Source organism: Arthrobacter sp. NPDC093139, assembly GCF_044754165.1.
GTDB lineage: Bacteria > Actinomycetota > Actinomycetes > Actinomycetales > Micrococcaceae > Arthrobacter.
The window spans coordinates 66,616-89,840 of sequence record NZ_JBIVOO010000015.1 but is presented as its reverse complement, the minus strand read 5'-3'; the positions used below and the strand labels follow the sequence as shown (position 1 = coordinate 89,840).

The window sequence follows — 23,225 nt, the reverse complement described above, 5'->3', positions numbered from 1 at the left end:
CTACCCGTTTGTGCAATCACAGCCGCGATGCGGCGAGGGGAGAGCCATAATCTTGGCGGGGCGACGGGCGGCAGGCGCGCATCGCATTAGCCCCACAGGGTTGCGGCGATCTTATCGCCGCTGTCTGCCAGTTGCTTTCTTCCGGGGTTGTCTTTAATCCTGGGTTGTCTCTAAAAGGAACAGCCCCAATCCGCTAAGCCAGGACATCGTGCTGGTTCTTCACCTTGGAGGTTCCTTTTGGAAACTGTCAGTCAGATGTTGCACTCACTCACCGACGTGGGGCAGGACCCCGTCCGTGGGGGCTACACGCGGCCGGTCTACTCAACTGCCGAACTTGACCTGCGAAACTGGTTCAGGGAGCAGGCCCAGCGGCGGGGACTGGATGTTGAAACAGACCGCAACGGCATTATCTGGGCCTGGTGGGGGCCTCAGCAAGATGGAGCCCTCGTGACCGGCAGCCATCTGGACTCCGTGCCCGGAGGAGGGGCATACGACGGGCCGCTCGGGGTGGCTTCCGCCCTGGCTGCCGTTGATCTCCTCAAGGCACGCGGCATCAAGCCCGCCCGGTCGCTGGCGATCACCGTGTTTCCCGAGGAGGAGGGGTCGCGGTTCGGCGTAGCCTGCCTGGGGTCGCGGCTCCTCACTGGGGCCATCGACGCGGACAGGGCGCTTCGCCTGAGGGACAGTGACGGGGACACGTTCGCAGACGTAGCGCGCTCCAACGGCCTTGACCCCCGTCATGTCGGCCGCGACCCGGATGCGTTGGCAAGGATCGGCGAATTTGTGGAACTGCATGTGGAACAAGGTATAGGGCTGGGGTCCGAGGGCCCGGGTGTCGCGGTTGGCAGTTCGGTCCTCGGGCACGGCCGCTGGAAACTGAGCATCCACGGCCAGGGCAATCACGCCGGCACGACACTGATGGCCGACAGAGCGGACCCTATGGTCGCAGCCGCGCAGATCATCATGGCCGTCCGCCAGATTGCAGCGCGCCAACCAGATGCGCGTGCCACCGTTGGCCGCATCATTCCAGTCCCCGGCGGTACAAACGTCATCGCCTCCCGCGTGGACATGTGGCTGGACGCCCGGCATCCCAACGACGCGGTCACCGCACACCTGGTGGAAGAAATCCATGGCCGAGCGCAGAGAGTAGCTGCCGAAGAAGGCTGCACGGTCAAACTCACCGAGGAATCGTACAGCAGCACCGTGCACTTCGATGCCTCGTTGACCGGGCGAATCCGGGCGATGCTGCCGGAGGCTCCCATGCTGGCCACAGGCGCCGGCCATGATGCCGGAGTGCTGGCCGGGTTGGTGCCCTCTGCCATGCTTTTCGTGCGCAATCCCAGCGGGATTTCCCACTCTCCAGAGGAACATGTGACGGACCAGGATGCCGATGCGGGCGCCATTGCACTCGCCGACGTTCTGGCGGGCCTGCTGTGAAACTTTATTGGTGTGAGGCCGCATTCGTTGAGGGCACAGACAGCCCGATAGTGGCCGAGGGCGTGGAAATTCAAACAACGGAAGGCAGGATCGTTGGGATCAGCGTCGGCGTGGAGGCCGCGCCCGGCGCTCATGTGCTGCAGGGAGTGGTCTTTCCGGCGGCGGCAAATGCGCATTCCCACGCGTTCCACCGAATCCTGCGCGGACGCACTCATCATGACCGCGGTGACTTCTGGGTCTGGCGGGAGCACATGTACCGGAGCGCCTCCGAGCTGACACCCGACGCGTATGAGCAGCTCGCAACAGCTGTCTTCACGGAGATGGTGGTTGCCGGGTTCAGCAGCGTGGCTGAGTTTCACTACGTGCACCACCAGCCCGGAGGTGCCCCGTACCCGCAACAGCACGCCATGGAGCTCGCCCTGGCCCGGGCTGCCCAGGCTGCGGGGATCAGGCTAACCCTCCTTGACACTCTCTACCTCGCCGGAGGAATTGGCCTGCCTCTCGGGCCGGAACAAGCCCGCTTTGGCGACCCCGACGTCCACACCTGGCTCGACAGACTGGACTCCCTTCGGCAACAAATCAGCAAGACCTTTTCCAGCGAAATGGTCAACGTCGGCGCAGCACTGCACTCCGTTCGCGGAGTGCCTGAAGCAGACCTCGCCGTAGTGGCCCAGAAACTGCCGCCGGCAATACCGCTGCACATCCATTTGAGCGAACAGCCCGCCGAGAACACCGCGTGCCTTGACGCTTACGGTTTGACTCCAACAGGGCTCCTGGCCCAACACGGACTCCTCACCCACCGCCTCACGGCAGTTCATTGCACTCATCTCACAGAGGAGGACATCTCGGCGCTGGGGAACGCAGCCGCAACGATAGTTATGTGCCCCACCACAGAAGCGGACCTGGCAGACGGCATCGGTCCTGCCCGGGCCTTGGCCGACGCCGGTGCTTGCATCGCCCTTGGAACGGACCAGCACGCAGTCATAGACCCATGGCTGGAAATGCGCGCGCTGGAATACGGTGAGCGGCTTCACTCCGGAAAACGAGGACGGTTCTCACCAAGTGAAATGCTCCTGGCAGCAACCGAAGGAGCCGCTACCTCAATGGCTACACCCATCGCACCTGCGTCCGTTAAGGTCGGCGCCGTCTGCGACATCGTTGCCATTGCTTCCGCCTCGGTCCGCACTGCCGGATCAGCACCCGGCCAGCTGCCCATGACCGCAACAGCAGCCGACGTCAACGAGGTAGTAATCAACGGCGAGCCAGTGGCAGCAGCCGGCCTTCACCTTCGTCTCGGCTCGCCAGCAGAACTCTTGACCGCCGCACTAACTAATTTCTCCTGATTGCTGTACGGCAGGCAAACCCGCCTCTCCCCCGACCCCGCCCCCCAATGTCCGCGCCCGCCCCTTCCGGACCTTTCAGATAAGGCAACGTATCCGGCCGCGGACCTCTTCCATCAGTCCCCGCAGGGGCTGGCATCGCCCATTGCACGGGCGTAGCGTCGGTTGGAGAAATGAAGACAGCGATCGACCGTCGATAGTGGCCTGCGCGGTACCGCCAAAGTTGAAGCCGTTGAAGTCAGTCATTGAAGGAGCCGGGATGGCTGGATGGAATGCTGATACTGCTGCCGGACCGCTGGGCCCCGGAACAGTCACTCTTGTGGAGGGGTCATCCTTTTGCATTTCCTCGGCGAACGGCGATATCCATCCGGAATATCCGCACGGAGTTTTCTTCGAGGACACCCGGATCCTCTCCCGTTGGAATCTGACAGTTAATGGTGATCCGTTAGAGCCGCTGGCCGCCAAGACGAAGGAGCCGTACCGTGCCCTCTTCGTCAGCCGCGTGCCACGTTCCGACGGATACGCCGACAGCCCGCTGATCGTTGAACGTCTCCGCGAGGTAGGTACCGGAATCCTGGAGCAGATCACCGTCTGGAACCACTCACCGGGCGCGGCCGAGTGCATAGTGTCCCTTGCAGTCGAGGTGGACTTCGCGGACCTCTTTGAGGTGAAGGAGGCACGCATCCAGGGGCGGTGGGACGAGTCCCGTGAAGCGGATGGCGAATCGCTGACCATCCGGGCAGCCTGGCAGGATGTCCGGAAGGGCGTCGTTGTTTCTGGCTCCGGCGCCGAGGCAGCGCCGGAGGCCCTGACGTTCCGGGCCGTTGTCCCGCCGCACGGACAATGGAGTGCCACCGTGAGTGTGGCGCCTACCGCCAACGGAACCGGCGCCGTGGCGCCGTTCGTTCGTCCGGACGAGGGTGAAATGTCTCCGCGGGACCTGCGCCGGCAGGAGTGGGTGTCCAAGATTCCGGTCCTGCAGATGGGCAACCGCTCCATCGAACGGACACTTCGACGCAGCTACGACGATCTGGGTGCACTGCGGATAGAAGATCCTGAGCACCCGAACCGGATTGTGGTTGCTGCCGGTGCGCCGTGGTTCATGGCGCTATTCGGCCGGGACTCGCTCTGGGCGTCCCTCATGGCGCTGCCGGTAGACCCGTCCCTCGCCCTTGGCACCATCCAGACGCTGGCAGACCGCCAAGGCAGCTTTGTGGACCCGATGAGCGAGGAGGAACCCGGCAAGATCCTTCACGAGGTCCGCCTCGATGTCTCCAGCGGACTGGCGCTGGGCGGCAAATCCGCCTACTACGGCAGCGTCGACGCGACGCCGCTGTTCGTGGCGCTGTTCGCGGAAGTCAGCCGCTGGGGATTCACCACAGACACCATAGACGCCCTGATGCCAAATGTTGACCGGGCGCTGGAGTGGATCCGGGACTACGGGGACAAGGACGGGGACGGGTTCGTCGAGTATGAACGCCTCAATGACCGGGGGCTGATTAACCAGGGCTGGAAGGACTCCTGGGACGGGATCAACTTCGCGGACGGCAGGATGGCCGAGCCGCCGATCGCACTGTGCGAGGTGCAGGCCTACGTCTACAGCGCGTACCTTGGACGGTCCTGGCTGGCCTACGACGCCGGTGACACGGACTTGGCCGTCAAGTACAAGGAACGCGCTGCACGGCTGAAGAAACAATTCAACGAGCAGTTCTGGCTGCCTGATCGCGGCTATTACGCGATCGCCCTGGACCGCGACAAACGGCCGGTTGATGCATGCGCTTCGAACATGGGGCACGGGCTGTTGTTCGGCATTGTCGATAAGGACAAAGCCCCGCTGGTGGCCGAACGGCTGATGTCCCCGGAGATGTTCAGCGGCTGGGGCGTGCGGACCCTGGCCAGCGACATGGGAGCCTACAATCCAGCGAGCTATCACAACGGGTCAGTCTGGCCCCACGACAATGCAATAATCCAGGCGGGTCTGATGCGCTACGGCTTCACAGCCGAAGCACAACGGATCTCTACCGCCCTGTTTGAGGCCGCTGAGCATTCAGAGGGACGGTTGCCCGAACTGTTCTGCGGCTTCAGCCGCGAGCACTTCGACGAACCCATTCCCTACCCCACAGCGTGCTCACCGCAGGCCTGGGCCGCAACCACCCCAATCCAGCTCGTGAAAAGCCTGATGGGCTACTACGCCGACGTAGCACTCGGCGGCCTCTGGATGGATCCCGTACTCCCGGAATCCTACGGTGACCTGCACATCACCAACGCCCCCATGGCCGAGGGCAGGATCACCATCGACATCTCCGGTTCCACCGCCTCCGTCCAGGGACTTCCCGAAGGCATGGTCTTCCACCATGGAACGCGGCCTTGGGCAGCCGACCTCGTGGAACAGGCCATTAGGCACGGAAAGTACTATCGCGATCAGCACACCAGATGACCTCAGGAGCGAGCATCAGGGCTTCCCCGCCCGAACCCCCTGTAAAGACCCTTAGCCGCAGCTGCTGACAGCGTGGCCCTATTCGTGCCTCGTCACAAACTTCTAGGACTTGGGACGCCAAAGTTAGGGGATGCCGATGGCTTCATGTGTAAGAGGTCTAGTATCGGCGGGTGGAGGAAAACCCTCAGCTGCGCCGGGCATTACCAGGCGACGCCTTCGAGCTTGCGAACCTGCAGCTTCTGTGCTGGCGTGAGACCTACTCAAGTCTCCTGTCCGAGTCATTCATCGAGAAGCAGACCGTATGATCGGCTCGCCAGGTTGTCAGAACTACTCGCGGGACCTTATGCCGAGCGGCATTGGGTCGCAGAAGACATGGGCAGCCTTGTCGGTTTCGCTGGCTCCATTCCCCCAATCCCAGGCCGGAGCACACAGACCCAACTCTGGGGCCTCCGCTGGTAGTCGGCGTCGTTACTGGCCACCCTCAGCACCGCCTCCCCCATGCGAACCTCGGCATGCAGCACCCGTCCCCGGGGGGACGTCAAACCCGGCTGCCCGGAGTCAGCTCAGGGCAGCGGGCGTGGCAGTAACTCAGGCAGGCGTAGAGTTTGGCGTCCATGCGGGAATGTTAGGCGTCCGAACGGCGGCCCGTCAGAACTGCCGGAAGGAGCCTGCTTGCTGTTGCCGGTGCCCACGGCAAAGGCGTCCTGGTTCAGGCCCGGGCCCAACAGTGACAGGAGCCGCACGGCGCATGCGCTTGGGCGGGTATGAAGACCTTCTGACCTCTGTCGTTACCCGTCGTCTGGACACGAGGAAGTCATGTCATGGAAATGATTGCGCAACCATGAGGGCTCACACTGGGTTCTGTAGGTAGCGGCATGAAGGGAGCCCGTCATGGCTGCAGCACAAGTCCGGGCGTGTTCAGAATTGGCGGTCGGAGACCAGATTGAGGCATGGCGTGATGGGCGGGTCCTGCACCGCGGGCGGGTCCTCGCCGTCGTTCCGGCCTTGGAGCTTTTCTGGATCCTTGATGCCAGAACGGGAACCCGTCAGCTGTTGGATTTGGAGATGCTGCATGTGCTGCATTGCCCCGTGTCGGCTGTCCGTGACCTGCCTGATCCGGAGCCGTCATCAGCCTGAGAAAAGCTTGGGCCAGGATCGAGGATGCTGGAATGATCCCGGGGCAGGATGGCTCCGTGAGTAGGAGCCGGTCCGACGCGGCTCCCCGTTCTGATTGGGTTCTTTTGTACCGGGCGGGCCTGTCCCGAAAGATGATCGCTGAACTTACGGGAGCCCCGCCATCGACGGTGAGCTACCACCTGGCCGCCGCAAAGGCGGCAGACCCGGCACTGAAAGCGGCCCACGCCGCCGCCGGCAAAACCACCGCGCAGGCCGCACGGCCAGGCTTGAAACGCATGAACCAGGTGATTGCGATGGTCCAGGCAACGGGGCGCTACCCGTCATCCACGGCAGATCAGGCGTGGGAGCGGAAGCTGGCTGCGTGGCTGCGGCGCCGGCGTCGCGACGCCAAGGCCGGAATCCTTGACCCCGCGGTTCGTGAGGGCCTGGCGGTGCTGCCGGACTGGCGCGGCCGGCCCGGCCATCAAGAACGGGAGGCCCTCTGGCAGGACCGGCTGGGCGCTCTCATTGAATACCGGGCAGCAGGGCTAGACTGGCCACGCCGGAAGAAGGCGGAGACCGACGCGGAGCGCGAGTTGGGCGAGTGGCTGCAGTCGCAGAGGTTCAAACTCGGCCGCGGCACACTCAGCACCGAAAAGGCCACGATGTTGGACACCGCCCTGCCGGGCTGGCGGGCAGGCCGGAAGCGCGGGAGGGAACCGGGGACCAGCACCTGAGACGGCACGGGGACTGAACCCCCGGATTTATGCCGGGCGACGGCCACGTCCTCGGGGGCTGCCCGGCTGAGCCCGGCGCTGGCCAGGAACACGTCTCCCTGAAGCTCTTGTAGGGCCCTGAACTGCAAGAAGAGTACAACGGGAACAACAGTCCGCCGCCGCTCCGACAACTAAAATTTCACTTGCCGGACTCACATCGTCAGGAAAGTTCTGCTCTCCGTTACCACCCCGGGCATCAGCACCATGCAGGAACTGGCCGATTCCGAGGGCATCGACGTGGACTGCCTGGGCGGTGGGCTGCGGAGCCTGAGCCAAAGCTTCGTGGGACCGCTGGCCGAGGCAGCCTTGGAGAGGATGAGCTTCGACCGAGTGTTCCTGGGCGCCGACGCCGTCACCGCCGAGGACGGCATCTACGAGGCCGACCACGCCCAGACCCGGCTCAAGGAACTCCTGGCCCGGCGCGGCAACAACGTCTACGTCCTCGCGGACTCCTCAAAGCTCGGCCTCCGGCCGTTCCACGCGTGGGCGCGGCTCGCGCTCCCTTGGACACTGGTAACGGACGACGGCGCCGACCCGGCCCAGCTGCAGAAGTTCCGGGAAGCGGGGGTTGAGGTTCGTGAATATTGCATCGGATGCCGCTCGATCGGCTGGCACGAGGGTGTTGCCCGTGTCCGGCTTGCTTTCGAACAGAGGCTGGAAAAAGCTGCCTCCGCCGGCTCCCCGCCTACCGCCAGCTGGATCCAGCCAGACCTGGAATCCCCACCGACAGACCACCAGCCCACTGGCGAAGCTCCGGTCTGCCCCAACGGTTAGCCCTCAAGCCTCCCGTACCTGCTGATCACGTTGCCCTTGCTGGTCCGGGACTGGTCCTGAAGTACCAGCCGGGTCAAAGGGTCGCCGTCCTCGAACAGGCGGCGGCCGCTTCCCGCCACCACCGGGTGGGTCATGAGCGTTAGCGTGTCCAGCTGCCCGGCGAACAGCAGCTGCCGCGTAACCGAGATGCTGCCGCATACAGCGATCTCGCCGCCGTCGCGCTCTTTCAACTTGGCCACGAACTGCTCCAGCGGGGCATCCATCAACTGCGAGTTCTGCCATTCGAGAGGTTCGCTGAGCGTGCGCGACGCCACGTACTTCTCAATAGGGTTAATAAAGGCGGCAAAGTCCTCGTCCACGGAGGCGGTGGGCCAATAGCCTGCCCACTCCTGATAGCTCACGCGCCCCAGCACCACGGTATCCACTGTTTCCATCATCCTGGTCAGCCCCTCGCCGAGTTCGTCGTCGAAACTGTCGAACTGGAACTTGTACGGATCTGACACCACGCCGTCAACGGAATGGAACAGACCTGCGGTCACTTTGCGCATTCAGAGCCTCCTGGAAATCGAGCGGACAAACCCCACCGTAATGGGATGCCCGGGCGGCCGGAAGACACTCCTGGAAATCTACGATGCCGGGACGTTCACTAGCTTTACCCGCGCTTCCTACGTACCCGACCGGGCACCGAATCCGCCCGAACACGGCGCCACGCCGGACCCAAGGACGTCCACGAAACAGGCCGAATCGTCAAACCCATGGACGACGACGTCGACATCGAATACGCCCTCAACCAGGCCGCCAGCTAAGAACACATTCGGGCACGTGACACTTCAACGTGCCGCAACCAAAGGGCGCACTGTCCCGCAGCAGGGCGCCCTTCCCAAGTTCTCCAACGCCAGCAAACCCGGCAGCTGTCACGCAACCCCCGGCTTACGAGACAGCACATGGCAGGTTGGATCACACCCCATCCTGACGTGAGAGCGTTTCTCACATCCCCGTATTTGCTGTGCCACCAACGCTGATAGCGGATATGCGGCAAGCCAGTCCAGAAGTCCAAGAGCGGATCATGGACGGCCAAGAGCTCGTGACCCTGTTGACGAGGGGAATGTAGATATTCGTCCGTGCAGGGCCACGAGCCCGGATCTTGCCTGATGTCGGGCCGGTTCTTAGTGGGAGTATCCTGCTGCTGCCTCGGTGAGGGTCTTGCCCTTGGTCTCCGGAGCGAGCCACTGGGATAGGGCGGCGCCGACGAGGGCGACTCCGGCGGCGATCAGCATGGTGGGCCCGGCCCCGAGGGTTTCCATCGACATCGGGAGGAGGAAGATGCCAATGCCTGCTCCGACGCGGCTGACAGCGGCCGCGAAACCTGTTCCGATCCCTCGGATCTCGGTCGGGAGGACCTCCCCCGGGTAAACGTTCGTCAACGTGTTGTAGCCTGCGTTGAAGAATGAGAAGACCAGGAAGAGGATGAGCACGACGAGCGCCGGTGCGCCTACCCACAGTCCGATGATCGCGAGGACGGCGGCGCACAGCCACTGCGTCGGGACGGTCAGCAGGCGGCGGCCGGCCTTGTCGATCAGCAGGAACGTGACGACGACGCCGGCCAGGGCGACGGCGGAGAGCCCGACTCCCCCGGCGAGACCGCCGGCGAGGCCGTACTGATTCAACACGCTGTCGGCGAACGTGGCGATCGCGAAGTACGGTGTCACGGCGCAGAACCAGAACCCCGAGATGAACAGCGTGGAGCGCCAGTACTGCTTGGAGAACAGCATCCCGAAGCTGCCCTTGCGAACGTCTTCGTGCCGGACGTCGTCGAGCGCGTCTTCCGGCATGTACTTGTAGGCCAGGGCGCGCGCCTCGTCTTTGCGGCCCACGCTCCACAGCCAGCGCGGTGACTCCGGCAGGCCGAGCCGGGCGAGGAACAGGGCCACCGCGAGGAAAGTGCTCGTACCCAGGATGAAGTGCCAACTCAGGTCCGTGTACTCATTGAGTAGATGGCCGACGAGGAACGCGATCATGAAGCCGCCGTACCAGGCGATCCCCATTGCCGCCATGAGCCGCCCCCGCAGATGGGTGGGTGAGAACTCAGCCATCAGCGGCCAGCCCACTGCGTACTCGGTGCCGATCGCGATGCCCATCAGCAGCCGCACCACAATGAGCCATATCGGTGAGTCAACGAAGAACTGCATGCCGGACGCGATCGCAAACAGGCCGATGTCGAACATGAAGATTGGCTTGCGGCCCCACTTATCCGAGGCCCAGCCACCCAGTGGTGAGCCGATCAGGATTCCGACCAGAGCGGCCGCAGCGATCAGACCCTGCCAAAATGCATTGAGCTGCAGGTCCTCGGCCATCCTCCCGGAGACCGGACCGATGATGCCTAGGACATAGCCGTCCAGGACCATGCCGCCGATCAGGACGGTGACCATTCTGATGAGGAAGCGCCGTTTGCTTGCCGCAGAGGCACCCCCCTGGCTGGCAGTTCTGTTGTTCATCGTTGACACTTCTCACTCCTGACGGTTGGCGTGCATGTGATGGATTCCGCCGTGTTCGCTGCACTGGGAATTCGGCGTTTGAGTATTGTCTTGACCACCCGGTCAATGAGGGTGCTGGGCCTTGATGAGCGGCGTGGCCCGTTCCACAGTCCCCGGGGCCATCACGTACCCAGCCGGTGATAACCGCGCTGCGACTATGAACTTCTCCTGCTTAGTACGGGCGGCCTGATCGGGACGGAGTACACATGAGATCTCGGCTCCACGCTTCCTTGCCGCCACCTTCTTGTCTCGCTGCTCAGACGTGGCCTACCACTAAAGATACATCATTGTATGATAAATGCAATAGCTTTACTCCCGATTAAGGAGTCGTCTGCATCAGGCCTTCCGGGGTTAGGTTTCGTGATCGTACTGACTTCCGGGGAGTGGTCAGCCTCCCGCACGGTGTATGTGCTGATGGAGTAGCTGGTTGCCGGTTACTTAGCCACTGACCTCGTCGTGATTTCGTAGTGGAAGCCTGGGCGGTCCTCCGCTGCCCAGGCCTCGAAGAACTCAGCCTTCTCGAAGAGCCTGCGGTTCTGTCCAGGCGCCTGCAGCCAAAGGATGTCACCGTCGTCATTTATTGCATCGACGTACCCGCTGCAGACATGTGCTCCCTGCTGCCGGATCTCAACACTCGCCCCGGTGAGGAGAGTCCAGTCAGTGATGCGTCTGAGGTCCATGGCCCGGTCGTCCTCTCGTTGTCCGTGTGTGCCTTCTCCTGGTGGTTCCCGTGGATATGACCGTGCACCCCGGAATCCGGGGTGCACGGTCGCCGGGCACCACAAGTGGGCTGACTTTAGCCGCAGTTGTACATGACGTGTTTGGTACGGGAGAAGTCTTCCAGGGCGTAGGTGGAGAGGTCCCGGCCGTAGCCGGAGCCCTTGAAGCCGCCCCAGGGCATTTCGTTGGCGATGACGAGGTGTGAGTTGACCCAGACCGTGCCGAAGTCAAGCCGGCGGGGTACGGAGAGGGAGCGGGCGGCGTTGGTGGTCCATACCGAGGCGGCCAGTCCGTAGACAGTTTCGTTGGCTCGTGTAATGGCTTCTTCCTCGGTGCTGAAGGTTTCCACCGACACGACCGGGCCGAAGATCTCCGTGCTGGCGATGGCTGCACCGGCGGGCACGTCGGTCACCACGGTGGGTTCGATGAAGTAGCCCGGTCCCTCCAGGGCGTTGCCGCCGACGGCGATCGTCAGGCCTTCCTTGCGAAGGTCGTCAAGCGCGGCCAGCACCCTCTTGTAGTGGTCCCCGGAGATCATGGAACCGATTTCGACGTCGTCGCCGGCGCCGGGGGCGCCGACGGTAATGTCACTCACTTCGCGCACCAGGAGTTCGGTGAACTTCTCTGCGACCGATTCGTGGACCAGGACGCGGCACGCCGCGCCGCATTCCTGTCCGCCGTTCCAGAACCCGGCCTCACGGACGCCCTTGGCGGCGGCCTCCAGATCGGCGTCATCAAAGACGACGACGGGCGCTTTGCCGCCGAGTTCCAGGTGCACGCGTTTGACGGTGGAGGCTGCGCTGGCGGCGACCTTCTGGCCGCTGCCCACGCTTCCGGTGATCGCAACCAGGTCCACATCCGGGTGCTCCGAAAGACGGTTTCCCACCACCCGGCCGGGGCCGGTAACGATGTTTAGGACGCCTGCCGGAATCTCGGAGGCGATGAGCTCAGCCAGCTTGAGGGTGGTCAACGGAGTCTGCTCTGACGGTTTAAGTACAAGGGTGTTGCCGGCGCCCAGGACCGGGGCGATCTTCCAGGCAGCCATCAGCAGCGGGTAGTTCCAGGGAGTGATGACGCCGACCACACCCACGGGCTCGCGGAGAATCACCGAGGTGTGGTTCTGTGCATAGTCGTCCGCGCCGGGGGTGGTGAAGGCACGTGTCGCGCCGGCTGAGAACCTGAAGGTGTCAATCGCACTGGAGATGTCGTCTTCAGCCACGGCGGCCGGTTTGCCGGTGTTGGCGGCTTCAAGGGTTTCGAGCAGTTCGCGGTTGGCCTCGATGATGTCTGCTATGCGGAGAAGGACCGAGGAACGCTCCTTGGGGGTCCTCGCTGCCCAGTCGGCCTTGGCCGCTACGGCAGCCGCTACGGCAGCGTCAACATCCTCAACGGAACCGGAGGGAACCTGCATGAGGATTTCCTCGGTGGCCGGATTCTCCACATCGACGGTTGCAGTCGAACTCGAAGCGACGAACGCCCCACCGATGAACTGGCCGAAAGGAGGCAGGGAAGGCGTGAGCGCGGCTTCGGCCCGGCGGACGGTAAACGATGCTGTGTCAGTCGTGGTCATGGTCTTATCCCACTTTCACATTGAGGGCGGAGAGGGCGTGCTGGACCCGTGCGAGGTCTTCGGCGTTGAGGTCGGCCGTGGGGCGGCGGGGGGAGCCGGCGGGAAGGCCCTGCAGGCCAAGGCCGGCCTTGACGGCGGGGATGAACGGCACGGACAGGAGCGCGTCGATGACCGGGTATACGGCGTTCCACAGCTCGCGGGCACCGGTGAAGTCGCCTTCGGCGATCAGCCGGCTGACACCGACGATTTCGTTGGGCACGACGTTGGCGGTTCCGGCCATGACACCCGCCGCGCCCTCGGCAAGGGCGCTGTAGAGGTAGACATCCCACCCGATGAAGGTGCCGATGACATCCGCGTGGTGGTGGATCAGCTGGAGCGCCTGTTCCCAGTTCGCGCTGGAGTCCTTGATGTACTTGATGTTGTCTATGTCTTCGGCCAGCGCGCGGGCTGTTGCCGGGTCCAGGTTGACCCCGGTGACGGCCGGGATGTTGTAGAGCATGACCGGAATGGTGACGGACCGGGCGACGTCCTTGATGTACGTGACTGTCTCCTCCAGGGAGAGCGGCTCGTAGTAGGGCGTGATCAGCATGAGTACGTCCGCGCCGGCCTTCTCGACCGCCTGCGAGAGACGGATGGCCTCGGCTGTCGAGGTGGCCCCGGTGTTGGCGATGACCGGGACCCGCCCGTTGGCCTGTTCGATGACGGTGTTGATGAGCAGCAGGCGTTCCTCGTAGGACAGGGCGCCGACTTCGCCGGTGGATCCTGCGGCGACGACGCCGTCGACGCCGGCGTCGATGGAGCGGTCAACAATCTGCCGCAGGGTGGCGACGTCGATGGTTTCGTCCGGGTTGAACGGGGTGGACAGTGCGGTCAGGACACCGCTGAGTTCTTTAGCCATGAAGGGTTCCTCTTCTTCTGTACGGTTGTGGGGAATGTTGGGTCAGGCGACGATTGAGATGCCGGAATGGGGCGGGGCCTGGCGGTGGGTGGCCAGCAGGCTGGCGGCTTCCTGGGCTGCCGAGAACCCGGTAGTGATCGAGCTTTCGGTGTAGAGGGTTCCGAGGAAGTCACCGGCAAGGAACACGCGGTCCGTCCCGCGCATGAGGGTTGACTGGAGCTTGGCCCGGCCGGGGAAGGAGTAGGGCGAGGCAACCTTCCACCGGTCCGTCTCGGCTTCGACGACGCTGTCGGCGAAGCCGTGGCCGAGGACCTGGTCCAGGTCGGCGAGGTGGGTCTGGATGACTTCCTCATCGCTCTTGTCCAGCAACGCGCGCCCCAGGCTGGCGGGTGAGAAGGTCATGAAGCTGCCGCCGGGCTTCCGCACGGATTCGGTGCCGCGGACGATGCTCGCCTGGTTCAGTGCGATCGCAAACGAGCGCTTCGGCGCCGCGATGGCGTAGATGTCGTCCCACGGCCTTGCCGAGGTCTCGTTGGTCAGGAAGGCAGTGCTGACGTGCGGGCCGTATTTGATCTGGCTAAGGGCACCGCGCAGGTCCTCCGGAAGGTCCACGCCGATCCTGTGCGAGACATCAGCGGTGGTGGCAAGGACAACGGCGCGGGCTTCCACTTCACGGTCGACGCCGCCCTGGCTGTACCGGACGAGGACGGAGTTCTTCCGGTGCACGACCTCCTGCACGGTGGCTCCGAGCTCGATGCGGTCGCCCAGCGACGCGGCGATTGATTCGGTCAGGGTGGACGGACCGCCGACAATGCCTTGGCTCAGGCCTTGGCCGATGCCCAGGACGAGGCTGAAGTACCCGATGCCGGCGCCGGCGGAGATCTCGTTCATGTCACCGGCTGAGCGTGTGACGGTGGTCTTGAACAGGGCGGCGGCGTCCTCGGAGAGGTTTCCGATGAAGTCCTGGAACGAGCGCTCGTTCTCGAAGTCGTAGATGCGCTGCTGGCGCATGGCACCGGATTCCCCCGGGCGTTTCCGCACGACGCCGGTGTACTTGGCGACGCCGCTGACGACCTTCATGCCGGCCCGCAGCGTGTCGATACGGGCTGAGAGGGACATCGGTATGCGGAACGGGTAGGTGGCGATGTGTCCCTTGCGGATGAACTTGCCGTTCATTGACAGGGCCTGGAGGGAACCCGGAATCTGAACGGCGGTTACGCCGACTTCATTGAGCAAGGCATCCGTGGACGATCCGGCCCCTGCGAAGACGTGCCCTCCCCAATTCAGCCAGTAGGCACCACGGCGCTCTGAGCGAATTCGCCCGCCCGCACGGTGGCCCGACTCCAGCAGGAGCGTGTCCCAGTGGCGCAGGCGCCATCCGGCCGAAAGACCGGCGAGTCCTGCACCGACGATGACTACATCTTTCATGTGTTTGAACTTTCCTTCTAGAGGGAGCAATGATGCTCTGTCTGCCATTCAGCAGGAGGCACCCGAGGGGGAAGCTGTGTGGTGACGCAGATACCGTCACTCTCTTCACTGACAGCGCGCGGCCTGCGTGCACGAGGTCCGGGGTTGGCTTCAGAGGCCGCTGTGCCCCTGGTCACAACTTAAAGATACATCATTGTATGATTAATGCAATAGCTTTGCGTGCTGGGCCGGCAAAGCGACTCGGCACCTCTGGCGTGCGGTTGCAGGAACAGTGTTGCCCGGGCGCGGTAATCAGTGGACAGGGGTGTCGCGGCGTTCGTTGAGGCTGCGCAGGAAGGTTTTGGTGGCCTCGGTCTGAGGGTTGTCGATGACTTGGGACGGGGGGCCCTGCTCTGCAACGCGCCCATCGGCCATGAAGACCACCTCGTCCGCGACTCCGCGGGCGAATCCGATCTCGTGGGTCACTACGATCATGGTCATGCCGCTTCGCGCCAACTCTTTCATCACCTCAAGGACCTCGCCGACGAGTTCAGGGTCGAGCGCTGACGTGGGTTCATCGAACAGCATGACCGACGGCTTCATAACCAGGGCCCGGGCGATGGCGACCCGCTGCTGTTGCCCGCCGGACAGGGTGCCGGGGTAGGCATCGGCCTTCTCGGCCAGCCCGACGCTGGCGAGCAGCCTCATGGCCTCTTCGCGAACCTGGCTCGGGGATCGCCCCAGAACGCGGCACGGCGCCTCCATCAGGTTCTCCAGGACGGTCAGGTGCGGAAACAGGTTGAAGGATTGGAAGACCATGCCTGTAACTGCCCGCTGGCGTGCGATCTCGTTCGGTCGCAGTTCGTGCAGCTTCTCGCCCTTGACCCTGTACCCGACAACCTCTCCGTTGACCATGACGGCTCCGCTGGAAGGCTTTTCGAGGTGGTTGATGCATCGCAGCATCGTGGACTTGCCCGAGCCGGATCGGCCGAGGATGACAACGACCTGACCGGGATAGACATCCAGGTTGACGGACTTGAGCACTTCCAGGTCGCCGAAGCTCTTGCGCAGTTCAACGATCTTCACGATGGGTTCAGACGGATCCCTGATCAGTTCAGTACTGGGGGTGGTGGCCATGATTAGCCCTCCTCAACGGTGGTCGATGACAACGTCGTCCGGACGCGCTTGCGCGGTGCCCCCAAGCCCAGGAACCCGCCGCGCCGCTGAGCAATGGCCTGGTGGCCTGCAACGCCGCGTCCGTAGTAGCGCTCGATGCGCTGTTGGAAGATGGTCAGGATGCTCGTGCACAGCAGGTACCAGAACGAGACGACGATGAGAAGCGGGATGGTCTCGAAGGTCTGGGTGTAAATCATCTGGGCGGAGTAGAGCAGATCAGGCAATGCGATGACACTGACCAGGGAACTGTACTTAAGCATGCCGATGACCTGATTGCCTGTTGGCGGCACGATCACCCGCAGCGCCTGGGGCAGGATGATGCGCCGGAAGGACATCAGGTTGTTCATGCCCAGCGCCGCTGCCGCTTCGGTCTGGTGCTTGGGCACCGAGAGCAACCCTCCCCGCACGATCTCGGCCATGTAGGCAGACTCGTGCAAGGCCAGACCCACCAAGGCCACGGTCCACAGCGACAGCACGGAGTTGGTGGGGCCTCCCAGCAGCTCCGGTCCGCCGAAGGGAACACCAATGCCCAGCCGCGGGTAAAGCGCGGAAAGGTTGTACAGGAAGATGAGTTGGATCAGCAGTGGTGTTCCCCGGAAAAACCAGAGGTAGGCGCCCGCCACGGACTGAAGGACCTTGTTCTCTGAGAGCCGGCAGGCTGCCAGGAGGATTCCCAGCAGGATTGCGAAGGTCATGCCGACGATGGTCAGGATCAGGGTGCGCCCCAGTCCGGCCATGATTTCCGGGTGGAACAGGTAGTGCCACACGGTCACCCACTGGAAGTTCTCGTTGGTCACCATGGAGTGGATCAGGTTCGCCACAAGCAGTAGAAGGATGACAGCGGCGACCCTTCGGCCGTGGTGCCGCAACGGGACGGTTTCCTTGGCTAAGGTTTGCTGGTCGACCGTCATTGCTGTTGCCCCGCCACCGCTAGCGGCCGGCATCTTATGGGAGCGTGATGTTACTTTTGCGCTTTCCATGACACTAATACCTTTCGGTTCCGTCCGTCTTCATCCGGAATCAGCTGCCTGGATTCGGGACGATCTCGGACTTATCCACTGCGCCCAGGCCACCGTTAAGCTCGCCGAGGACCTTGTCCAAGTCGCCGTCCTTGATGAGTTTGTCCGTGGCGGCTTGGAAGGCTTTGGCGAGCTTGGGGGTGTCAGCGTTGTTGGCCAGGGCGAGGCCGGACTGGATTTCGGGGCCAAACCCGAGCCTTGCCAGCTTGAACTGACCCTTGGTCTGATCAACGGTGTAGGCTGCCTGGCTGCTGCTGGCCAGAGAGGCATCAATTCGGCTCTGACTAAGCGCCAGGTTCACTTGCGCCTGAGTCTGGAAGGTCTCCACCGTGGTCGGCGCTCCGCCTGATGCCTTGCACGCATCCACCATCGACTGTGCCGTTGCCGCCTGGGAAGACCCAAGAGAAGCACCGATCTTCAACCCGCAAACGTCAGCCGGCGTAGCAAAACCTTCCTTTGCCGAGTCGGCCTTGACGACGAACTCATCCTTCGAGGCGTAGTTAGTAACGAAGGTGACGACCTTTGTTCGCTCCGGGGTCACGTTGATCTCGCCCGTAGCGGCGTCGTAGCGGCCGGCCTGCAGTCCCGGAATGATGCCGTCGAAGGGAACGACCTTGAAGTCGACTTTCAGGCCGAGCAGAGCGGCCGCCTTGCGGGTGAGCTCGATGTCCCAGCCCGTCACCTCGCCGCCTCCGACGGGTTCCATGACCGCGGGGGCGTAAACCGCTGTGGCGACCGTAATGGTGCCCTTGTCGCGGACCGAGGCTGGCACCATCTGGGTGAGTGTGGAATCCGCGCTGGGAGTGGCCGAGCCGGCCGTACCTCCACCGGACTGGGCCTGCGACGAAGAGCCGCATCCGGACGCTCCAACCAGGGCGGTGACGAGGATGGTTGCCGTGAGGCTGCTCCGCATCGTGCGGGAGAACGGACGAAGGTTCATATGTCTCTCCTGAAATGACTGTCGTTGATGTTTACCGATAGAGGTGGGCGAATCGGGACCTGCGCGGCCAAATCCGCTGAGTGCTGAGTCCGAACGGTGACCGCCGGGCTCCCATGGGTTTGGGACGGACGGTGTCCCAAATCAGCTGCCGACCGGGGTCGGTCACGTCCGGCTCCTCTGGGGACATATGAAGTAGATCACAACATCTACTATTGAAGCAATAGTTTAGAGATATATGTTTTACGACCAGCCGCGGTTTCGGATCGGCTTCTAATGTGTAAAGATTCAAGGCAATAGGGAAAGTGCGCCGGCCAAGGCCCGCTGGACCAGCGACAGGAAGGATCCGGAATGGAAAGTGCCGTAATCTCCACGCGCGCCCTGGACCTGCTGCTGCTACTGCGTGGAAGCGAGCCGGAAGGACTGGGCCGCGCGGACCAGGTCTCCCATCAAATAGAGACAGCGATCCTGATGGGCATCCTGACCGAAGGCGACAGGCTGCCGACCGAGTCTGCACTCGCCTCGGAGCTTGGCATCTCCCCCATAACCCTTCGCCAGTCCCTGGCCGCCCTCCGGACCAAAGGACTGATCGAAACCAGCCGCGGCCGCAGCGGGGGCAGCGTCATCCGCCGCCAGATCGAACTGACCGACACGGAGTTACAGCACAAGCTCAGGGAGACAAGCACAGAAGCGCTGAGGGACCTTGGCGACCTGAGGGCTGCCGTAGCTTCCATGTCTGCCCGGCTCGCCGCCAGCCGCGCCGATCCTCAAAACGTAGAACATCTCGAAGACCTGGCCAAACGCCACCGCGACACGGTCGATGAAAAGGCGCGGCGCCGCGTGGACAGCCGATTTCATGTGGCCATCAGCATTGGCGCGCAATCAAGCAGGCTGACCTCGGTCGCACTTCAACTCGAAGCTGAACTGATGACCCTTTGGTGGGGCATCCCGGATCACGTCGACGGCGAAAACTCAGCGGTGGAACAGCACACGGCGATCGTCCAGGCAATTAGGGACCGGGACGCCGATGCAGCCGCCCGCGCAGCTGAACAGCACAGCCGAAGCGACATGGAATTCTTGATTGAACAGCACTTGAGACTAACGATGCAGCCCGAAGAAGGAGCCTGACCTGGAATCCCTCACGGAAACCCTTCAGCGAACCGCGGAGGCCCTTTCCACCAGCATCAACGGCGTCTTCGCCGACCTGGAAAAGATCGCCAACACCGTCTCGGCGGCCGCCAACGCCGCGCCCGGAATCCCCCGCCGTGCAGAGTTTCTCTTCCTCAAGCAGGAACTGTCCCGCTTCATCCAGTTGCACTCAGACCTCATCATCGGCGCAGGGATTGCCTACGCCCCGGGGAGCCTCCCTGAAGCACCGCACTGGTTGGAATGGTGGAGGGCGCAGCCTAAAGGCGAACCAAAATTCGTCACCCACGACCTCAATCCCGACTCGCTGAACTACTACGATTACACCACTCGTGAATGGTTCAAACTCCCCTCCTCCACCGGACGGCCCGTGGCTGTAGGCCCCTACGTCGACTTAGGTGGCATCAACGTCAGCATCATCACCCTCTGCGTCCCTGCCCCCACGGCACAAGGGACACATGTTTTGGGATGCGATCTTCCGCTGGTGAAGCTCGAGAAAGTCTTCCTCCGGGCGCTCCAAATACGCGAACCGGCCGTCGTCCTGCTGGGCCCCAACGGCAGGGTCATCGCATCAAACAACGCCCGCATCGCCACAGGCACCCTGCTCGCACCGGAAGACATAGAACAAGCCGAGGCCTCACTCGACATCACAGCCGGACAACCCAGCCGTCTGCCATGGAAGCTAATAAGTCTCGGCCAATAAGGCCCGGAAACCCCTCCAGGCCTTGGTGCGCGGTCGTATCACCAACAATGGCCTGAAAAAGCTTGGAAGGTGAGTAACCGTCAGGCTGAAGCACACCCCAGCATAACGTCAGGCAGGAGTCCCGAGCCGTCAGAATTGGTACCAGTTCCCTTTTACTGACGATTAATGAAGCAGGTCTTAAACCCCAACGTGACGCTTCACGGCCCCGACTCCGCTGCCACGGGCAAGTTGCCGCTGCTGGTCGGACGGCGCGTGCATGACATGCGTGCTCAAGTACTGGCGGTAATTGGGCAGAAGGGCTGCGTGATCCACTGGGAAACCGAAACGAGCCACCGGTCACGGATAAGGCCTTCCAGCCCACGCAACGGGTCCTGCCATTACACCTTGGACTCCCCATGCGTCAAGTTTTGTCAACACTCAAACTCCAAACAAACCTCTGACCTGGGAAAACACTGTGCCCGAGGTGGGACTCTAACCGTATTCCGACCCCTGCAAACACTGGGAACCTGCGAACATGCAGAATCCGAAGCAGTCCGAAGGCTGTAATGCCCGGTCCAACGTGGAGTGTGTGGACAATGTCCACACACTCCCTTCATGCGGACGCGCACCGAACTGGTCCAACTTCAACAAACTGTCCCAAGCAGCACGGTTGGACATTTAATCCTGCGCAACGCCAACATCGAGGGATGCGCTCCCCCTGACTAGACCGTAGGGCATCGCCGACGCGATGATGGCTTAAGAGGCTGCCACTACGCTGTCTGAGGAGTTGAGCGCGCGCTCCGTGACTTGGCCAACGCTGCAGGTGCCATGCACCTTCGTCAGAATGCCGCGCCGAGCGTACTGTGCCACAACGGCTTCGGTTTGCTCGTGGTAGAGGTCCAGGCGGTGGCGGATGACGACTTCATTGTCGTCAGTACGCTCCGACTCCTTCGCCCGGCGAAGCATGCGCGCAACAAGCTCGTCGTTGCCTGCAGTCAGCTGCAGGACTACGTCGAGCTTCTGGCCCTTTGCAGCCAGGATCCGTTCCAGGTAGTCCACCTATGAAACAGTCCGGGGATAGCCGTCCAGCACAAAACCGCTGTCCATGTCGGACTCGTTGAGGCGCTCACGAACCATGTTGTTCGTGACGTTGTCCGGAACGAAGTCGCCGGCGTCCAGATACTTTTCTAGCTTCCCGGCCAAGAGGGTTGTTGCCCTTCATGTTGGCACGGAAGATGTCACCGGTGGAGATGGCAACGACGCCAAGTCGCCCGGAAATCCGTTCTGCCTGGGTTCCCTTGCCGGAGCCGGGCGGCCCAATGATCAACATTCTGGTCATGACAAAATCCTCTTTTGAGATTGTTGGTGGTACCCCGGAAGTGGGCTCGCTAAGCAGTGCCCTGCACAGCCCTGACGAAGTCCTCCGGCCAGGGCTGTGCGGTGCAAGCTCCCTGCGGGACATGTGCCGTGGTGACTGTGCCGAACGCGGCCACGGTGCCGGCGTTCGGCGTTGCGTCGTCCCGGGCACCGGAAGGTTCGCACCGGACCTCAAAGCCCATGGTCAGCGAGGTCCGGCCAAGCGCGGTGATCTTCACTGTCGCCCTTACGCGCTGTCCGAACCACAGCTTGGCCGTGTAGTTGACCACCTGCTGGACGCGGGGGGCGCTAGGAAAGTACCGCGGCAATTGCAGATTGCGGAAGAGCTCAGCCTCTGCCGCCTCCACCCACCGCAGAACGGCGGAATTGTGCTGGTGGCCCGACGCGTCGGTATCCACCCACTCCACGGTCCGCTCGACGCTTGCCTCCGGAAACTGGGCGTCCGGGCTTCCGACACTCTCCGCAGGGGCACTCCCCCGCATTCCAGCGTGATTCATGATGCTCCTAGCGTGCGCCGATCCCGGCGGCCTCTTCGTCCGGATCGCCATAGGCAGTTGCCGAGAACATCAGCGGTTCGGGTTGCGGCTTGGGAATCATCGCCACCGCCGCGGCTGCCAACACCGCGATTCCGGCGAAGATCGCGAAGTTGGCCTCGAACGGCAGCTTCGAGCCGGCGATCCAGCCGCCGATCAAGGGGCCGGAGATGGCGCCCAGCCTGGCGAAGCTCAGGGCCCAGCCAGTGGCAGTGCCACGGACCTTGGCCGGGTAGTAGTCGGCGATGTAGCCCGTCAGAACGAGGGACGTGGAGATCGAACCAACGCCTGCGAACGCGACGAACAGCAGGTTGACCACCATAGTGTTCGGGAAGACCAGCAGCATGATGCCCAGGCCGCCAAGGATATAGAACACCACCAGGATGAGCTTCTTGCCATACTTGTCCGCAGCGCGGCCGAGGAGGAGGCCGCCGATGGCGGAGGCAAGGCTGAAGACCAGCAGGAAGGTGAGGGATGAGCCGAGATCGTAGCCGGCCTTCTTCATGATGCTCGGCAGCCAGGTGTTAAGGCCGTAAACAAGGACCAGTCCGCAGAACAAGGAGATCCAGAAGAAGACCGTGGACCGCAGGTACTTGCGGGAGAACATGGTGGTGATGGTTCTCCACCACGGTTCTACCACTGCTCCCGCTGCCGTCGGTGCCGGTGCAGCGACCGGTGCGTAGTCAGTGATTCGGAGCCTCGCGGCCAGCGCCTTCGCTTCGGACCTGCGGCCTTTGGACTCGAGGTATTCCAGCGATTCGGGGAGGAGCTTCCAGATCACCGGCAGAAGGACCACCGGTGCGGCGCCTATCGCAATCACGGCACGCCAGCCGCCGAGCGGAAGGACGAACAAAGCGGCCAGGGCGGCTGCCACGATGCCCAGCGAGTAGCCCGAGTACATGAGCCCGTAGTTGAAGGAGCGCTTGTTCGGGGCCGAGTATTCGATGGTCAGCGCCGCTGCCACGGGGATGACACCGCCCATGCCCAGGCCGCCGATGAGGCGGAACAGGCCGAACAGTTCCGGGGTGGGAGCCCATGCTGCACCTGCCTGGGTCAGGGTGAAGATGGCCATCGAGGCCAGCAGCATCTTCTTGCGGCCCACGAGGTCGCTGAGCGTGCCGATGAACAGTGCGCCGATCAGCATTCCAATCAATGCATAGGAGCCTAGGGCGCCCAAGGCAAGCGGACTCAGGTTCCATTCCTTGTACTCGGCAAGGGCGGGGAGGACGGCGCCGAGCACGCCGACGTCGTAGCCCTCGGCCAGGATGGCAAGCCAGCAGCAGAAGAGGACAATGCCGGTGCTGCGCTTGGGGACGTTCCAGCTGGTAGCGGGTGCGGCGGCCATG

Annotated in this window: 19 protein-coding genes and 2 pseudogenes; 9 read left to right on the top strand and 12 right to left on the bottom strand. The window is 63.0% G+C overall.

Features of this window, described 5'->3' with window-relative positions:
• Positions 1-255 precede the first annotated feature (255 nt).
• From ACIP90_RS18630 to ACIP90_RS18600, 7 genes and pseudogenes are all read left to right on the top strand, one after another.
• Positions 256-1,437 carry an allantoate amidohydrolase gene (locus ACIP90_RS18630; RefSeq protein ID WP_400581089.1) on the top strand — a complete coding sequence of 394 codons (1,182 nt, stop codon included), beginning with the start codon at positions 256-258 and terminating at the stop codon, positions 1,435-1,437.
• On the top strand, positions 1,434-2,780 hold the full coding sequence (locus ACIP90_RS18625; RefSeq protein ID WP_400581087.1) for a formimidoylglutamate deiminase: 1,347 nt from the start codon (positions 1,434-1,436) through the stop codon (positions 2,778-2,780). The genes ACIP90_RS18630 and ACIP90_RS18625 overlap by 4 nt, the downstream gene beginning before the upstream one ends.
• A gap of 256 nt (positions 2,781-3,036) precedes the next feature.
• Positions 3,037-5,214, top strand: coding sequence for a glycogen debranching N-terminal domain-containing protein (locus ACIP90_RS18620; protein WP_400581086.1), 2,178 nt, complete (start codon positions 3,037-3,039; stop codon positions 5,212-5,214).
• Positions 5,215-5,384: 170 nt separating this feature from the next.
• Positions 5,385-5,519, top strand: a complete 135-nt coding sequence (locus ACIP90_RS18615) for a hypothetical protein (protein WP_400581085.1) — start codon at positions 5,385-5,387, stop codon at positions 5,517-5,519.
• 586 nt (positions 5,520-6,105) lie between these two features.
• Positions 6,106-6,351: a hypothetical protein gene (locus tag ACIP90_RS18610; protein WP_400581084.1), complete on the top strand. Its 246-nt coding sequence runs from the start codon at positions 6,106-6,108 to the stop codon at positions 6,349-6,351.
• A gap of 56 nt (positions 6,352-6,407) precedes the next feature.
• Positions 6,408-7,067, top strand: coding sequence for a helicase associated domain-containing protein (locus tag ACIP90_RS18605; protein WP_400581083.1), 660 nt, complete (start codon positions 6,408-6,410; stop codon positions 7,065-7,067).
• Between the two features lie 213 nt (positions 7,068-7,280).
• A pseudogene (locus tag ACIP90_RS18600) lies at positions 7,281-7,682 on the top strand (DeoR/GlpR family DNA-binding transcription regulator); the annotation flags it as partial.
• A 194-nt stretch (positions 7,683-7,876) separates the two neighbouring features.
• Here the strand turns inward: ACIP90_RS18600 and ACIP90_RS18595 are convergent.
• The 9 genes from ACIP90_RS18595 to ACIP90_RS18555 form a co-directional block, all read right to left on the bottom strand.
• Complete coding sequence (locus tag ACIP90_RS18595; protein WP_400581081.1) at positions 7,877-8,428, bottom strand: dihydrofolate reductase family protein; 552 nt, start codon at positions 8,426-8,428, stop codon at positions 7,877-7,879.
• 618 nt (positions 8,429-9,046) lie between these two features.
• Positions 9,047-10,375 carry an MFS transporter gene (locus ACIP90_RS18590; RefSeq protein ID WP_400581108.1) on the bottom strand — a complete coding sequence of 443 codons (1,329 nt, stop codon included), beginning with the start codon at positions 10,373-10,375 and terminating at the stop codon, positions 9,047-9,049.
• Between the two features lie 473 nt (positions 10,376-10,848).
• On the bottom strand, positions 10,849-11,094 hold the full coding sequence (locus ACIP90_RS18585) for a hypothetical protein (RefSeq protein ID WP_400581079.1): 246 nt from the start codon (positions 11,092-11,094) through the stop codon (positions 10,849-10,851).
• 116 nt (positions 11,095-11,210) lie between these two features.
• A complete protein-coding gene (locus tag ACIP90_RS18580) occupies positions 11,211-12,704 on the bottom strand; it encodes an aldehyde dehydrogenase family protein (protein WP_400581078.1) in 1,494 nt (497 codons plus the stop codon).
• Positions 12,705-12,708: 4 nt separating this feature from the next.
• Complete coding sequence (gene dapA, locus ACIP90_RS18575) at positions 12,709-13,602, bottom strand: 4-hydroxy-tetrahydrodipicolinate synthase (RefSeq protein ID WP_400581077.1); 894 nt, start codon at positions 13,600-13,602, stop codon at positions 12,709-12,711.
• Between the two features lie 42 nt (positions 13,603-13,644).
• Positions 13,645-15,030: a protoporphyrinogen/coproporphyrinogen oxidase gene (locus ACIP90_RS18570; protein ID WP_400581075.1), complete on the bottom strand. Its 1,386-nt coding sequence runs from the start codon at positions 15,028-15,030 to the stop codon at positions 13,645-13,647.
• Between the two features lie 291 nt (positions 15,031-15,321).
• A complete protein-coding gene (locus tag ACIP90_RS18565) occupies positions 15,322-16,146 on the bottom strand; it encodes an amino acid ABC transporter ATP-binding protein (RefSeq protein ID WP_400581073.1) in 825 nt (274 codons plus the stop codon).
• A gap of 2 nt (positions 16,147-16,148) precedes the next feature.
• On the bottom strand, positions 16,149-17,096 hold the full coding sequence (locus ACIP90_RS18560) for an amino acid ABC transporter permease (RefSeq protein WP_400581072.1): 948 nt from the start codon (positions 17,094-17,096) through the stop codon (positions 16,149-16,151).
• Positions 17,097-17,205: 109 nt separating this feature from the next.
• The gene (locus tag ACIP90_RS18555) at positions 17,206-18,144 is read right to left on the bottom strand and encodes a transporter substrate-binding domain-containing protein (protein WP_400581070.1); all 939 of its coding nucleotides are present in this window, start codon (positions 18,142-18,144) and stop codon (positions 17,206-17,208) included.
• Between the two features lie 348 nt (positions 18,145-18,492).
• Between ACIP90_RS18555 and ACIP90_RS18550 the strand changes: the two genes are divergently transcribed.
• Together ACIP90_RS18550 and ACIP90_RS18545 are read left to right on the top strand one after the other, a co-directional pair.
• Entirely contained in the window at positions 18,493-19,269 is a 777-nt protein-coding gene (locus tag ACIP90_RS18550) for a FadR/GntR family transcriptional regulator (RefSeq protein WP_400581069.1), read from the top strand.
• A 184-nt stretch (positions 19,270-19,453) separates the two neighbouring features.
• Positions 19,454-19,990 carry a cache domain-containing protein gene (locus tag ACIP90_RS18545; protein WP_400581067.1) on the top strand — a complete coding sequence of 179 codons (537 nt, stop codon included), beginning with the start codon at positions 19,454-19,456 and terminating at the stop codon, positions 19,988-19,990.
• 735 nt (positions 19,991-20,725) lie between these two features.
• Here the strand turns inward: ACIP90_RS18545 and ACIP90_RS18540 are convergent.
• The 3 genes and pseudogenes from ACIP90_RS18540 to ACIP90_RS18530 all read right to left on the bottom strand — a co-directional run bounded on the left by ACIP90_RS18540 (position 20,726) and on the right by ACIP90_RS18530 (position 23,224).
• Positions 20,726-21,308 (bottom strand): annotated as a pseudogene (locus tag ACIP90_RS18540) (adenylate kinase).
• Positions 21,309-21,357: 49 nt separating this feature from the next.
• A complete protein-coding gene (locus ACIP90_RS18535) occupies positions 21,358-21,843 on the bottom strand; it encodes an acyl-CoA thioesterase (protein ID WP_400581065.1) in 486 nt (161 codons plus the stop codon).
• Positions 21,844-21,850: 7 nt separating this feature from the next.
• Entirely contained in the window at positions 21,851-23,224 is a 1,374-nt protein-coding gene (locus ACIP90_RS18530) for an MFS transporter (protein ID WP_400581064.1), read from the bottom strand.
• Position 23,225: the final 1 nt, after the last annotated feature.